Origin of the sequence: Coprococcus sp. AF51-11b1 (assembly GCF_027682785.1) — a bacterium.
In the GTDB taxonomy this organism is placed as follows: Bacteria; Bacillota; Clostridia; order Lachnospirales; family Lachnospiraceae; genus Allocoprococcus; species Allocoprococcus comes.
The window spans coordinates 105,054-119,812 of the sequence record NZ_JAQCZB010000001.1; the positions used below are offsets into that span (position 1 = coordinate 105,054).

The window sequence follows — 14,759 nt, forward strand, 5'->3', positions numbered from 1 at the left end:
TTTAAATTTGATACATTCTGAATCCTAGATCATCTCTAAAAATGCAGCAATTCGTGTATCCAGCTGTCCGATATCTGCCTGAGAATAATCGGTCTCTACATGGATATACGGAAGTCCTTTAGATTTTACAAATTTCTCAATGCTCTTTGCCTCAATATTGTAAGTATGACATGCCTGAAGTGTCATTTCTACTACACCCTCGATATTATACTCTTCAAGGAGTCTTCCCATCAGTTCAATACGGTTGTTATCTGGTGTCATAACGGAACATCCGATTGCAAGATATCTCTCTGCAATTGCTTTGTAGATGTCCTCTGCATCTTCATCGATGAGACGGTCAACAGATTTTGCACCTCCACAGTTTTCATAGACTACAACATTTCCACCGTGTTCTTCGATGGCTTTTACAACCTTCATCGGTGCACCGCTGCTTGGACATCCGGTTAAAAGGATGCGTTTCTTTCTCTCTGGTTTTTCCCCTTCTTCGTATTCTTTCATCAGCTTTTCACGAAGAGCATCAATTTCTGCCGGCATCTTTTCTTTGTCGAATTTGAACTGGCTTCCATAGAGAACACCGAACAGCTGGGAACCGTTCATCGGAGCCGGATCATTTTTCATAACTTCGTAGAATTTCTTCAGTGCAATACGTCCCTGGTTGGATACATGAACAGCATGGCGCACTTTTTCTTCTGTGATCTCTACATTAAATGTCTTTTCCAGATATTCTTTGAAACGGATGATCTCTTTTGTCCACAGTTCCAGGGAATCTTCTCTCTGTGAGTTTGGAAGTTCCATGATATAGACATTTTTGAATTCTTTCATCAGTTCGTACATCTTTTTCTTTCCATCACAGGTTGTCTCTCCGACTACCACGTCTGAGAAATAGAAGAATGGACATTTGTCAGATACGGCAAAACCGTAACTTGCCTTTACCATCGGGCATAGATTCTTCGGCAGATCCTTTTCTGCGATCGGGATCGTTTCATCGGATGTAGAGCAAAGTCCTACGGTAACTGCTCCCATAGCCATTGCGATTTCCTGTGGGAAGTAGGTACAGTACGCACCTACAACCGGAATTCCTTTGTCCTTTACTTCTTTCATTACCAGGAAAGATCTCTGTCTCTGCTCTGCAAATTCTTCAAAAATCTCCGGCAGCTCTTTTACTAATTCCATTTTTATTTTCCTCCTTTATTGTATGCATTTTAAGCATTGAATACATATTTATCCAGACGGTCAAATGCTTCTTTCACTCTGGATGTCGGCAGTGCAAGGTTCATACGAATATACCATTCACCATGGAATGGCTTTCCGTTCTGCCAGAACACACCTGCTTCATATCCCATCTTCAGAACGTCTTCCAGGCTTTTATTATGTGCCTTGCACCATTCTTCACAGTTAACAAACAGCATATAGGTTCCCTGCGGTCTGGTTACGGAAACGCCTTCAAAATGTTTGTCGATATAATCACATGCATAAGCGACATTTTCCCCGATCACTTCTCGAAGCTCGCCTACCCATTCCTGTCCTTCCGGTGTATACGCACCCATCAGTGCATGCATGGACAGCACATTCATCGAATTGTAATGGCAGAGGGAGGACTCTTTTAAAACTCTGTCTTTCAGGCGTTTGTTGTATATAATATGATAGCTTCCGATCAGTCCGGCAAGGTTGAAGGTCTTTGACGGTGCGTATAAAGCAATCGTTCTGTTTCTTGCATCTTCAGATACAGACTGGGTTGGAATATGCTCGTTTCCATATAAAATAATATCGGACCAGATTTCATCGGAAATGACAGTCACATCGTATTTTTTATAGATTTCCATTGCTTTCTCGATTTCCCAGCGCTCCCATACACGACCGGTCGGATTGTGCGGTGAACAGAAAATGGCTGCATGGATCTTGTTTTTCACGATCTTCTCTTCCATATCCTCAAAGTCCATCCGCCAGATGCCTTCTTCGTCCTTTTTCAGCGGACTGTGGATGATATGGTAGCCATTATTATTCAGTGTGCCGGTAAATCCTATGTAAGTCGGTGCATGGACAAGGACATTATCACCCTGTGAGCAGACCGCGTGAAGTGCACTTGCCACGCCGCCTAAAACTCCATTCTCATAACCGATATGTTCTTTTTTCAGTCCGGTCACATGATTCCGTTCTTCATGCCACTTGATGATGCTGTTGTAATACTCATCTCTGGTAATAAAATATCCATAGGTCGGATGTTTCGCTCTTTCAATGATCGCTTCGGTGATCTTCGGGAGTGCCGGAAAATTCATGTCCGCAACCCACATCGGAATGTAATCCAGCCCTTCTCTTACTTCTACTTTTTTCCCCGGCCCAAGCATATTTGGAAGGATATCCACTGCAAGGGCATCTTTTCCTTTACGGTCAATAATACTTGTAAAATCGTACTTCATTTTTCTTTCTCCTCTGTTACATACATTTTTTTCTTTTAGTCATCATACAGGTGACATGCCACCTGGTGACCTTTGGATACTTCTTTTAATTCCGGACGGACTTCCAGGCAGATATCCATGCATTTGCTACATCTTCCGCAGAAACGGCAGCCTTTTGGTGGATCGATCGGGCTTGGCACATCTCCGGTGAGAAAATGACGTCCCCGGCTTTTTGCCAGATCCGGATCGGCGATCGGAATTGACTCCAGAAGTGCCTGCGTGTACGGATGATACGGCTTTTCATATAATTCCGCAGCCGGTGAAATTTCCACCAGCTTTCCAAGATACATCACTCCGATATTATCGGAAATATGCTTTACCATGGCAAGGTCATGGGCGATAAACAGCATCGTCAGATGCCGTTCTTTCTGCAAGGTCATCAGGAGGTTCATGATCTGCGCCTGGATAGATACGTCAAGTGCTGAAATCGGTTCATCACAGAACAGAAATTCCGGGTTAACTGCAAGTGCCCTTGCAATTCCGATTCTCTGGCGCTGTCCACCGGAAAATTCATGGACATTTCTGGTAGCATGCTCGGCATTTAAGCCAACCATCTCTAGAAGTTCCATCACCCGTTTCTGCTCTTCTTCTTTACTTTTTGTCAGATGATGGATCCGCATCCCTTCACTTACGATCTGATACACTTTCTGGTGTGGATCCAGCGAAGCATACGGATCCTGGAAAATGGTCTGCACCTTCTGTGTAAATGCATTTCTCTCTGCTTTACTCATCTGATGCACATCTTTTCCCTGATACAACACCTGTCCGTCTGTCTTCGTAAGGATTCCGGTACAGGTTTTCCCGCAAGTCGTCTTTCCACATCCTGATTCTCCTACGATTCCGAAAGTTTCTCCTTTATGAATCGTAAAAGACACGTCATCAACTGCCTTTAAAACACGTTTATGACTTGCCGGAAAATATTTTTTCAGATTTTTTACTTCTAATACAACTTCTTTTTCTATCATGCGTCTGTCCTCCCGAACGGAACACCGCTTCTGTCAGCACGTGGATCCATCAGCCAGCACGCAACGCTGTGCTCATCCGTAATGTGCGTAACTTTCGGTTTTTCTTCTTCACAGATTTTCATTGCATATGGACAGCGCGTGCAAAAACTGCAGCCTTTTGGCGGGTAGATCATATCCGGTATATTTCCCTCAATGGTATTTAAAATTGTTTTGTCTTCATCATCGATCCGCGGAACGGACTGGAGAAGTGCCCATGTATACGGGTGCTGCTGGTGATAAAAGATATCCTTTGCCGTTCCTCTTTCCACGATTTCTCCGGCATACATGACGATGATCTCATCAGCCATATCTGCAACCACTCCAAGATCATGTGTGATAATAATGATGGACATACCAAGCTTTTCCTGCAACTCTTCCATCAGCGCAATGATCTGTGCCTGTATTGTCACATCCAGTGCTGTTGTCGGCTCGTCTGCGATCAAAAGCTGCGGATGTGTCACCATAGCGCAGGCAATCATCACTCTCTGACGCATTCCACCGGATAACTCATGGGGATATTTGTTCATACACCCTTCCGGATCCGGAACCCCGGTCTGCTTCAGCATTTCCAACGATTTCTGATAAATTTCTTCCTTCGAAAGACTACTCTCGTGATTCTTCAGATTTTCTGCAATCTGCTTTCCAACCTTCATCGTCGGATTTAAGGATACCAGTGCATCCTGGAAAACCATCGAGCATTCTTTTCCACGGAAGGTATTCCACTCTTTTTCCGTATACCCGGTAAGCTCTTTTCCCTGGTAAATGATCTTACTTTCCGGCTTTACCTTTCCCGGTTTCTCGATCAGTCCCATCAGGGATTTGGCAGTTACGGATTTTCCACATCCTGATTCACCTACCAATGCAGTTGTCTTTCCTTTTTTTACATCAAATGAAATTCCTCTTACAGACTGTACTTCGCCTGCATATGTAAAATAGGATACAGATAAATTCTCTACTTCCAATAATTTTTCCATCTTCTATCCTCCAGGCTTACTTTACAATCTTTGGTTCCAGTGCGGTTCTAAGGACATCACCAAGTAAATTGAAACTCAGTACTGTACACAGAATCAGAACTCCCGGAAATACCGCAAGTCTCGGTGCATCCAGAATATGTCCCTGCGCACTCTGCAGCATACTTCCCCAGGAAGCTCTTGGAATCTGTACTCCAAGTCCAAGGAAACTTAAGGACGACTCCATCAGAATCGCATTGGCAATTCCAAGGCTTGCCGCTACGATGACCGGTCCCATAATATTCGGTACAATATGTTCCACTGCAATCCGGAAACTTCCGGCTCCCAGATTCCTTGCGGCGGTCACATAATCTCTTTCTTTGACAGACATGGTTTCCGCCCTTGTAATTCTCGCCACCTGTGCCCAGGAAAAAAGACTGAGTACCGCGATCAGAGTAAACAGGCCCGGACGCAAGATCGTATTCAGTACAACCATCAGAAGCATACTCGGAAGTGCCAGGAAAATATCGGTGAAGCGCATCAGGAACATATCCACTTTTCCACCAAAATATCCAGAAGTAATACCGATTGCCGTTCCGAGGATTACAGTCATGATCATCGAACAAAAACCAACCGTAAGAGAAATACGTCCTCCGTAAAGTGCTCTGGTAAAATAGTCTCTTCCGTATTCATCTGTCCCGAAAATATGCTTTGCAGAGATTCCCTGCAGTTTTTCAGCAACATTGATCTTATTCGGATCATATGGACTAAGCGGTGCCAGAATGGAAGCTATGATAATGATCAGGAGAATGATGATACTCACCAGTGCAATCTTATTGGAAAAAAGCTCTTTTTTGATATCTTTCCACACACTGTGATCATATGAAATCAACTCCTGGGTTTTCTTTTTTTCAATTCGTTTAAATCTAGTATCAGTCATTTGCCATATCCTCCCTCTTGATTCTCGGATCTGCAAATGCATACAGAATATCTGCAATAAAGTTACCGACAACCAGAATAATTCCGGACAACATGACGTATGCCATAATCACCGGATAATCACGGACACCGATCGCAGTCATTGCAAGGGTACCTATTCCCGGCCATCCAAAAACACTTTCAATGATAAACGATCCACAGACTATGGATGCCAGATTCATTCCAAGCAATGTGATGATCGGAAGCAGTGTATTTTTCAAAATATGTCTTTTTAAAAGTTTTCCACCTGTCGTTCCTTTTGCTTTTGCTGCAAGAACGTATTCTTCTCCAAGCTGTCCGATCGTATTAGAACGGATATAGCGGATAAAGACTGCCAGGTTGGAAAGGCTCAGGGTGATACATGGCATGATCATATGCTTCACCGTATCCAGGAACGATTCATTTCCCACTGAATGCATCCCCGATGACGGAAGAATATGAAGCTTTGCTGCAAACACAATAATCAGCACCATTCCAAGCCAGAAAGACGGAATCGACATACCAATATAGGAAAGTCCACTGATGATATTATCAATCCAGGTATTCTTGCGGTATCCCGACCAGAGTCCGAGTGGGATTGCCAGAAGCACAGAAAGAACCAATGCGGCTCCCATCAGCTGCAGGGTTGCCGGAAGACGCTTGATGATCTGCTCAGATACGGAAGTATGGTTTGCAAGAGAAATTCCGAAATCTCCTTTCAGCACTTCTTTTGCCCATCCCCAATACTGCTCCGGCATACTTTTGTTAAGTCCGAGATTCTCTCTGATTGCTTCTTTTTCCTCATCTGACATCTGTTCATTCAAATACATACCGGAAATATCTCCCGGTGCTGCATAGATCACGGCAAATGAGAAAAAAGAAATCAAAATCGTGACAATAATCAGCTGAATCCCTTTCTTTACGAAATATTTTGCCATATTTCTTTTCTCCTTTAAAAGAGGGACCGGCACAAAGGTCATCTTGTGCTTCAGCCCCTCTTCGTCTGCTAAAATACGATATAATTAGTCTACTTTGATCTTCAGGTAATCAACGAATTCCGGAACAACCGGTACTGCATCCAGCCCTGTTACATTTTTCTGAGATACCATCACATAATTGGTGTAAGTAAGTGGGTATTCCCAGTATTCTGATAAAGTCAGATCCTGCAGATCATTTGCAAGCTGCTTTGCTTCTTCTTTGTCTGCTGCTGCGTTTACCTTTGCTGCAAGCTGTCCGGCTTCATCACTGAATCCCCATGCTTTGGAGCTGCTGTTGATGTAGCTGTAAGCCTGTCCAAGACTGCTTCCACGCTCAGAATCCCATCCATTTGTACCAAGATCCCACTGATCTTCTTCCCCTGACTGGAACATAATTGCGAAGAATCTCTGGAAGAATGCGTTGGAATCCAGACCTTCTACATCAAGCGTTACGCCGATTTCTGCGAGCTGCTGCTGAAGAACTGTTGCAACTTCTTCCATGTTCGGACGGTCTGCATTGTAAACATATTTCAGAGTTGTTCCTTCGATTCCTGAAGATTTGGCAAGTTTCTTTGCTTCTTCAAGATCCTGCTCGTAACCTTTGCAGTCTTTGTTGTAAAGAGACTGATCTGGTGTCAGAAGACTGTTTGCAACCGTTGCAAGTTCGTCACTTCCATATGCGGTATCGATGATCTCATCTGCATTGATTGCAAGGAAGATCGCTTTTCTTGCATCTTCTGTAAGTTTGTCTTTTGCAGGTCCGTAAGGATTGATCTGCAGGTAATTCAGTCTTGCTTCTGAGAAGGAGCTGATATTGTAATTATCGTCACCTTCATATTTTTTCAGTTCTTCCGGAGTTGTAATTCTCATGTAAGAGATTTCTCCGTTTTCAAATGCAACCTGTTTGGTGCTTCCGGAACCGATCGTCTTCATAACAACTTTCTTAACGCTCGGTGTTTCTCTGTAATAATCATCACGTGCAGTATATACGATACTGTCATCATTGATCTCTGCTACCGTGTAAGCTCCGGAAGTAGCCATATCTGTGGAATTAAAGTATCCGCTTCCTTCTACTTTTGTATAATCATTGTCAAATGCGTGTGACGGATAAATCATCATTCTGCCAATTGCTGCTGTATAAGTTGCATATGGTTCAGGAAGGACAATTTCCAGTGTCTTATCATCTTTTTTGTTAAATACAACTTCCTGTTTATTGATTGTATTATAAGAAGATTTTCCACCAGAATTTCTTCCGGCATAATTCATTGTAAATAAGATATCATCTACAGTAACCGGTTCGCCATCGCTCCAGTTTGCTTTCTCATTCAGATGAATGGTGTATGTTTTGGCATCTTCTGAAATATCAAGCTTATCTGCCAGATAATATTCGATTCCATCCTTTGTTTCTACAAATAATGGTTCAAAGATCGGACGAACCAGAGAGGTCTGGTCATCACTGGCTGTACTTGGCTCCAGAGATGTTGGCATATAATTCAATGCAACTGTAAAAGTCCCATCACTTTTTGCCTCTTTCTTCGTGTCTTCTGTCTTTGCGCTGCTGTCTTTCTTGTCAGAACTTCCACCACATCCGGCAAGCATACCGACTGCTAAAATTCCTGCACACAATAATGCGAGTGCTCTTCTTTTCATTTTCCTTTTTCCTCCATTGTATTTTCCTTAAGTTGTTCTGTCTGTGTATCCCCTCGTTAACAACTCTTCAAAAATACTACCAAAATGTTTTTTTCTTTGCAAATTGCTTTTTTCTATCAATTTTTGTACTTATTGATATCGTTTATCAATAATTCCAGAAAACGCTGATTTCCCGTTATTTTTGTATCTTTTAACAATTTATTGCTTTTATCTATAGTAAAAAATATAACTTTTTTACAATTTCTTTTACCTTTTTTGCAATGTGTATTGTATAATGATTACAAAAGATTTGTTAAATTTTATTCAACATGAAAGGTTTATAAATGAAAAAATTATATGAGCAAAGCCCTGAAATGCAGCTGTCCGGCAAATGCCAGCTGCGCCATGTAAAATGCACGCACCACAAAGGATATCTGATGGAAGATCTTTCCATGATCAAAAGCGGATTTTATGAGATCAGCTTTTGTAAAAGCGGAGATTTTCTGTTCCGCATCGGCCGGAAACGGCATTTTATTACAAATGGCGATATTCTGGTTATTCCACCGGATATTCCACACTACTTTACTTCCAGTGATCTCGTTGCAAACTATTATGATTTTATCACTGTATGGCTGGAAAAATCATATATTTCCAATCTGAAAAGCCAGCTTCCGGCCCTTAAGGAATCTGTTTTCAATATTGACACACCTCATCTTCTTCATACTACCAATAAGCTGTGTAATTTTGAGGAAGAATTTGAAACCTTTTACCGGGAATATGCTTCTTATGGGGAGCTTTCTGAAACCTATGCCTGTGGTGCATCCACCTGTCTTCTGGTAAAAGTCATTAACTATGCCCTGAAATATTCCAACGAATTTATTGAGATCGAATCCGATCAGACCAATCAGATCGTCCGCTATCTGGATCAGCATTTTCTGAAAGAAATCGGTGTGGAGGATCTGGCGCGTACTTTCCACATGAGCAAGAGCAGTCTGAACAAATTTTTTCAGAAACAACTGAATACGACCTGTCATCAGTATATTTTAAAGAAACGGCTGGCACTTGCGGTCTCGCTGATCCGGCAGGATGTTCCGCTTAAAACGGTTGCTGTCCAGTCCGGTTTTGGAGACTATTCTTCATTTTTTCGTGCTTTTAAGAAAATGTATCATATTTCCCCGACCGAATGTCAGGCAGACAATGAAAAACTGAAAAAGATCAAACATTAGCCGGGAGAATGACTTGTCTGAATAGTGTAGACATGCAAAAAACTTCGGATATTCTGGATTTTCGCCAGTGATCCGAAGTTTTTCTTGTTTAATATTTCTTTTTTTGATTGTCTTTATTTCACCAGATGTACTTCTGCCTTCTTCTCATTCAGCTTCTGTGCAGTCTCATGCTCATTGACATAGATACTGATATGTTTTTCTTTGCCGGAAGTATCGTAATCTTCAGCAGTAAATACATGTCCGTCAATGATCACCTTTGTTCCATACGGAATCTCATCCGGGTCAACCGCAATGGTCTGCCCTTCAACAACCGGAGTTCCGGTTGCTTTGACTTTGCTTGCCTTCGCACGGCAAGTCTCGCAGGAACAATAATAATCAATGGTATACTCTCCAATACTGTCTCCATACTGTTCGGCTGTAGCGTTCTGTTCGTTCACATCCGTGCCTTCCAGATTATAATTTTCTTCCAGGATTCTGGTTGCCCAGACAGCTTCCGGAATATATACCGTTCCGGAAATGATTCCCTGGTCTTCATTTGCAGCTTCGATGGTCTTTCCGTCTCCTGCATACATCACAACATGATGGACATAACCATCTTTTGCATAGAAAATCAAATCCCCCGGCTGTGCGTCTTCAACCGGAATCTTGGTTCCATACTGGCTCTGATCTTCGGCTACTCTTGGCAGATTATAGCCAAAAGTCTTATAAATCTGCTGTACAAATCCGGAGCAGTCCGCCCCTTCTGTCAGGCTTGTACCGCCCCATACATAAGGATTGCCAATGAACTGTGCGGCAAAATCCAGCATTGCCTGGCGGATCGCATTCCCCGGTGTTCCCGGCTTTACAGAAGCATAGCTATAATAAAGTGCCCGGTTATCTTCCGGTGCGATCAGTTCTGTAGCTGTCTGGTAAGCACCTTCGCCTGCTGCTTCTACCTGCGCTTTTACTTCATCCCCAGTCTGAACAGCCTCTTTAGATACAAACCCTCGGACATCCCCGGACTCCACATAGATCCAGTCTTTCTCTGCATCCGCAAGGATATAACACAGATTACCCTGGGACATGGTTCCGATCACACGTGACTGTCCATTTGCCTCTTCCTGGATTGCTACAGTTCCATCCGACTTTGATGCATCTGCCAGTGCATATTTTTTCGTAGCCAGTGTCTGATTTACGGTTGCACGTACATGGGTAAATGCCTGATTTTCATTTGCCGGAACCGTTTCTTTTGCAAGGGATGCTGTTCCTTCGATTCCAGTGTATGCAATCTTGGCTTTTTTTGCAGCCTTTTTTGCCTGCTTCTGGTATCCACTCAGCAGTACCTGTGCGGCATCTCCGATATAAAGCTCGGATTCTTTTACAAATCCTCTGACCTTTCCGGATTCTACATACAGCCATCCATTCTTTTCTTCTTTCAGAATGTAGAAAAGTCCATCCTGTGAAATTTCTCCGACAGAACGCACCTTTTCGGTCAACTGCCGGGATGCTGGGGATGCATTTAAAGTATCATCCTGCAATGCTGTAGCAGTATCTGAGTTTAAGGATGACTTCTTTCCCGAAGTGTCTGCTGTGTTTTTTAATGTCTCGGCAGAAAATGTATTAAGCTGTACTTTCTTTGCTGTTTTCGTCTTTTTCGCAGAAGATTTCGTCTTTGATTTCTTCGCCTTTACAGAAGTTTCCTTATGAAACAGTTTTTTAGCATCAGCTGTTGCTTCCTGAATATCACTTTCTGTCCGATCAGTATCAACGGCTCCACTGATATCCTCCGGAATTGCCTCACGTATGCTGATCTTTGTCTTTGCAAATGCATATTTTCTCGCAACTGTCCAGAAACGGAAATCTTCTTCGTATTCCGGAAGACTGACGATCTGCTGTCTCTTGACCAGTTCTTCATTGGTCATCTTGTGTTCACTATCCTGCGCATTTTTTTCCTGCTCCTGCGCTTTGTTTTCTTCTGAGTCTTCTGTCTGGTCTTCCGAAGGCTGCTGTTCATTGTTCACATTGCCATCTGAAGGCTGCTGTGGTGTATCCGGATTGACCGGATCTGTCGGTTGCTCCGGCGTAACCGGCACATCTGGATTAGCCGGGATTACTTCTACTTCATCTCCTGTTATCGGATCAACCTTCCATCCTGTTTTCGCTGCATCACGCAGACCGGTATCTTCCAGATATCCAGTCTCTTCATTGTATCTGATTTCTTCATTATGAATCATCTCCAGGACAAGATCTGATACTTCTGTAAGTGTATCACGCCCATCAATGGATTTTGCCTGTAATTTTTCTCCATTTTCTGATCCATTAGAAGTAACCTCTGTAAGACCGCCATCTGCCGCCCAAGCTGTTGCCGGAGCGCTGAAAGTAAGTCCGAAAACAAGTAATCCTGCTAGAATTTTTACTCCTGTCATTTTTGCTACCTGTATATTTCTATATTTCAAAATCTGTTGCTCCTTTTTACAAATTCTGTAAAATGCAGTCCTTTTAGTCGAAACGCGACATTTTTATTTTACTACTCTTTGACAAAACCGTCCATATTTCATTAAAAATATTTCTGATAAAATTTTTCAAACTCAGAGAGTAATTTCTTTCGGAAAATATTTTAGTAAAATGAAAAAAAGGAAATGTCCTGACATATTTTACGTCAGAACATTTCCCTGTTTTTATGGTTTTAGATAAACTCCGAAAGAACAAATTATCCTTCGCTTAATTTTTATTTAACCAGATATACTTCTGCATTCGTCACGCCGAGAGCAAGTGCTTCTTCATGGCTGTTTACATAGACATCAATGTGGTTTTTCTTGATCGCACCACCACAGTCTTCAGCAGTAAATATATGTCCGCCGATGATGACTTTTGTTCCGTAAGGGATCACACTCGGATCCACCGCAATGGTCTGTCCCTCAATGACCGGAGTTCCGGTTGCTGTGATCCCGTCCGCTTTGTTACAGCAGATTTCACATGCACAGTAATATGTAATCGTAAAATTGCCAAGATCTGCGCCGTACATCTCTTCTGTCGCATTGACTGTTCCGATTCCGCCACCTGCAACAGTATAATGATCGTCCAGGATCCGGGTTGCCCATACTGCATCTTTGTTATAAACAGTTCCGTAAATGATTCCAACATCTTCATTTGCAGCTTCGATGGTCTTTCCATCTCCAGCATACATCACAACATGATATACATAACCGTTCTTTGCATAGAAGATCAGGTCTCCCGGCTGTGCGTCTTCTACTGGAATTTTGGTTCCATACTGGCTCTGATCCTCGGCAACACGCGGAAGATCATATCCGTAAGCCTTGTAGATCTGCTGTACAAATCCGGAACAGTCCGCCCCATTTGTCAGACTGGTTCCGCCCCACACATAAGGATTACCGACAAACTGGGATGCATATTCAATCATCGACTGGCGGATCTCACCACTCGGCGTTCCTTCTTTTGTAGAAGTCAGCGTATAATAAAGAGCCTTATTATCTTCCGGATCCATGTTTTCATCTGCTACCGAATAGGAATCAGCTCCTCTTTCTGTCACCTGTGCTTTGGTTTCAGCATCTGATTTCAAATACTTCTTTTCCGCAAAGCCTCTGACATCTCCGGATTCTACATAAACCCAGTCTGAATCTTCATCTGCAAGAATGTAGCAGAGCTCTCCTGCTGTCATTGTTCCGACAACTCTGGAATCCGCATTCTTCTCCTCCTGAATATTCAGGATTCCTTTTTTATCGGTATCTAGCTGATCGCTTACCAGTGCCGGTTCTTTATCTGCAACCGTCTGGTTCACCGTCGCACGGAGATAGGTATATGCCTGATTATCTTTAGCCTCTACCAGTGCCTGTGCCGTCTTTGCGGTTCCCTCGATTCCGGTATAGTCTTTGTTTTCTTTGGAAGCTTTTAACCTGGCCTGTGTCTGATAGACATCCAGAAGTTCCTGTGCCGCATCTTCCGTATAAATTTCAGACGCCTTTACAAATCCCCTGACATTACCGGATTCCACATACAACCAGCCATTGTCTTCTTCTTTCAAAATATAAAGAAGCCCGTCCTGCGAAATCGTTCCGACCGAACGGACCTTTTCTTCCATCTGCTGTGCTGCCAGGTCAGCAGTCACTTTTGCCGCCTGTTCTTCTTTCTGCTTCTGCAGATCCTTCTCAGCCTGTCTTGCTGCTTCAGCTCTTTTTCCAGCTTTCAGATTGGTCTGATTCGGCGCCTCTGTTTTTAATTTCGCTGATGAAAAAATGTTGAGTCCGGTCAGTTTGATCTGTGTAGATTTTTTTACACCTTTTGCCGTTTTTGTACGTTTCACTTTTTTCGTGTTGTATTTTTGATTCTCTATATCAAATCCGGCTCTCAGCTCTTTTGCATCTTTTTTTGCCGCTTCAAGCTCTGCTTCTTTGGCTTCCTCGGAAGTATCTGCCCTGCCATCTGCAGCTTCCGGAATTTCCTCTCGTACATTAATCGCTGTTCTGGCAAATGCATATTTTCTTGCCACAGTCCAGAAACGGAAATCCTCTACCATCTCTGGCTGCTTCACAATCTGCTGACGGCTGATCAGTTCAGAATTACTGACTGCAGTTTTTGATTCGTTCTGATCGGCTGCTTCTTCTGCTTTGCTGATCTCCTGTGTATGGTCAATCTCACTTCCCGGAATTGGGTCGGTCTTTGTATCTTTCCGATCTTCGGAAGAATCTGCCTTATCAGTATTCGGTGTCTGAATCGGATCTTTGGAATCGGATTTGCCGGAATCCGGGCTATCCGGATTTTCCGGAGTGCCTGGTTTTTCCGGTGTCTCTGGAGTTCCCGGAGTATCCGGCTTTTCTGGAGTTTCTGGTTTTTCCGGTGTCCCTGGAGTTTCCGGAGTGTCCGGCTTTTCTGGAGTTTCTGGTTTTTCCGGTGTCTCTGGAGTTTCCGGAGTGTCCGGTTTTTCCGGAACCTCTGGGTTTTCTGGATTCTCCGGGGTTCCCGGTAACTCTGGATTTTCTTGATTTCCAGGGGTGTCCGGTATGACTGGTGTCTCCGGAACATCCGGTGTCTCTGTCAGGCGTTCTCCTGTCTCCGGATCCACTTTCTGACCAGTCGAGGTATCTTCCAGATAGCCGGTTTCATCATTCAGCCTGACTGCTCCTCTTTCCATCATTCCCCGTACATAATCAGATACACTCACAAATACTTCTGATCCATCTGTCTTTTTTGCCTGCACTGTATTCTCTGCCACAACGGCCGTTTCTCCATCATCGGCAAATACCGCCATTGGCGAACCAAGAGCCATTCCAAATGCCAGAAGACTTGCCAGTGTCTTTGTCCCGATCCTTTTTGCTATAAATTTGTTCCTAAACTTCAATAATTGATCCTCCTCTCGTAAATAGGCTATAAGTTGTATGTTAATTTTTGAAGTTTTCAAAAAATTCTTCTTCGCATTAACAATTGCATTAATAAAATGTATAAAACATTAAATTTAGGAGTTCCATTCATCTTTTGTTTGATTATTTTTAATTATAGCACAAATTTAACCATATGTGGTGTTTTTTTAGTAAAAATACACAATTTCTACATTTATGGTTCCAGT

The 14,759-nt window shown here is 43.0% G+C and carries 10 protein-coding genes; 1 reads left to right on the forward strand and 9 read right to left on the reverse strand.

Annotated elements, in window-relative coordinates; translation table 11 throughout:
- Nucleotides 1-24 precede the first annotated feature (24 nt).
- The 7 genes from PGY05_RS00500 to PGY05_RS00530 all read right to left on the reverse strand — a co-directional run bounded on the left by PGY05_RS00500 (nt 25) and on the right by PGY05_RS00530 (nt 7,994).
- Nucleotides 25-1,173 (reverse strand): double-cubane-cluster-containing anaerobic reductase, encoded by a 1,149-nt coding sequence (locus PGY05_RS00500; protein ID WP_055260543.1) that lies wholly within the window; start codon nt 1,171-1,173, stop codon nt 25-27.
- A 29-nt stretch (nt 1,174-1,202) separates the two neighbouring features.
- Entirely contained in the window at nt 1,203-2,417 is a 1,215-nt protein-coding gene (locus tag PGY05_RS00505; RefSeq protein ID WP_211134017.1) for a MalY/PatB family protein, read from the reverse strand.
- 35 nt (nt 2,418-2,452) lie between these two features.
- Nucleotides 2,453-3,421 carry an ABC transporter ATP-binding protein gene (locus PGY05_RS00510; protein WP_173690534.1) on the reverse strand — a complete coding sequence of 323 codons (969 nt, stop codon included), beginning with the start codon at nt 3,419-3,421 and terminating at the stop codon, nt 2,453-2,455.
- Nucleotides 3,418-4,434: an ABC transporter ATP-binding protein gene (locus tag PGY05_RS00515; protein WP_270475139.1), complete on the reverse strand. Its 1,017-nt coding sequence runs from the start codon at nt 4,432-4,434 to the stop codon at nt 3,418-3,420. The genes PGY05_RS00510 and PGY05_RS00515 overlap by 4 nt, the downstream gene beginning before the upstream one ends.
- Nucleotides 4,435-4,450: 16 nt before the next feature.
- Nucleotides 4,451-5,350 (reverse strand): ABC transporter permease, encoded by a 900-nt coding sequence (locus tag PGY05_RS00520; protein ID WP_118199185.1) that lies wholly within the window; start codon nt 5,348-5,350, stop codon nt 4,451-4,453.
- Nucleotides 5,343-6,305, reverse strand: a complete 963-nt coding sequence (locus tag PGY05_RS00525) for an ABC transporter permease (protein WP_044998647.1) — start codon at nt 6,303-6,305, stop codon at nt 5,343-5,345. Before PGY05_RS00525 ends, PGY05_RS00520 begins: the two co-directional genes overlap by 8 nt.
- An 84-nt stretch (nt 6,306-6,389) precedes the next feature.
- Complete coding sequence (locus PGY05_RS00530) at nt 6,390-7,994, reverse strand: ABC transporter substrate-binding protein (protein ID WP_270475140.1); 1,605 nt, start codon at nt 7,992-7,994, stop codon at nt 6,390-6,392.
- A 323-nt stretch (nt 7,995-8,317) separates the two neighbouring features.
- On the opposite strand from PGY05_RS00530, the gene PGY05_RS00535 reads away from it, so the two are divergent.
- Entirely contained in the window at nt 8,318-9,199 is an 882-nt protein-coding gene (locus PGY05_RS00535) for an AraC family transcriptional regulator (protein ID WP_270475141.1), read from the forward strand.
- 113 nt (nt 9,200-9,312) lie between these two features.
- Here PGY05_RS00535 and PGY05_RS00540 read toward each other — a convergent pair whose 3' ends face one another.
- The gene (locus PGY05_RS00540; protein ID WP_270475142.1) at nt 9,313-11,634 is read right to left on the reverse strand and encodes a C40 family peptidase; all 2,322 of its coding nucleotides are present in this window, start codon (nt 11,632-11,634) and stop codon (nt 9,313-9,315) included.
- A 272-nt stretch (nt 11,635-11,906) separates the two neighbouring features.
- Nucleotides 11,907-14,534 carry an NlpC/P60 family protein gene (locus tag PGY05_RS00545; protein ID WP_270475143.1) on the reverse strand — a complete coding sequence of 876 codons (2,628 nt, stop codon included), beginning with the start codon at nt 14,532-14,534 and terminating at the stop codon, nt 11,907-11,909.
- Between the last annotated feature and the right edge of the window lie 225 nt (nt 14,535-14,759).

Bases quoted from the DNA above. Each gene is read 5' to 3' on its own strand.
- PGY05_RS00500 (WP_055260543.1), bottom strand. From the start codon at position 1,173: ATGGAATTAGTAAAAGAGCTGCCGGAGATTTTTGAAGAATTTGCAGAG.
- PGY05_RS00505 (WP_211134017.1), bottom strand. From the start codon at position 2,417: ATGAAGTACGATTTTACAAGTATTATTGACCGTAAAGGAAAAGATGCC.
- PGY05_RS00510 (WP_173690534.1), bottom strand. From the start codon at position 3,421: ATGATAGAAAAAGAAGTTGTATTAGAAGTAAAAAATCTGAAAAAATAT.
- PGY05_RS00515 (WP_270475139.1), bottom strand. From the start codon at position 4,434: ATGGAAAAATTATTGGAAGTAGAGAATTTATCTGTATCCTATTTTACA.
- PGY05_RS00520 (WP_118199185.1), bottom strand. From the start codon at position 5,350: ATGACTGATACTAGATTTAAACGAATTGAAAAAAAGAAAACCCAGGAG.
- PGY05_RS00525 (WP_044998647.1), bottom strand. From the start codon at position 6,305: ATGGCAAAATATTTCGTAAAGAAAGGGATTCAGCTGATTATTGTCACG.
- PGY05_RS00530 (WP_270475140.1), bottom strand. From the start codon at position 7,994: ATGAAAAGAAGAGCACTCGCATTATTGTGTGCAGGAATTTTAGCAGTC.
- PGY05_RS00535 (WP_270475141.1), top strand. From the start codon at position 8,318: ATGAAAAAATTATATGAGCAAAGCCCTGAAATGCAGCTGTCCGGCAAA.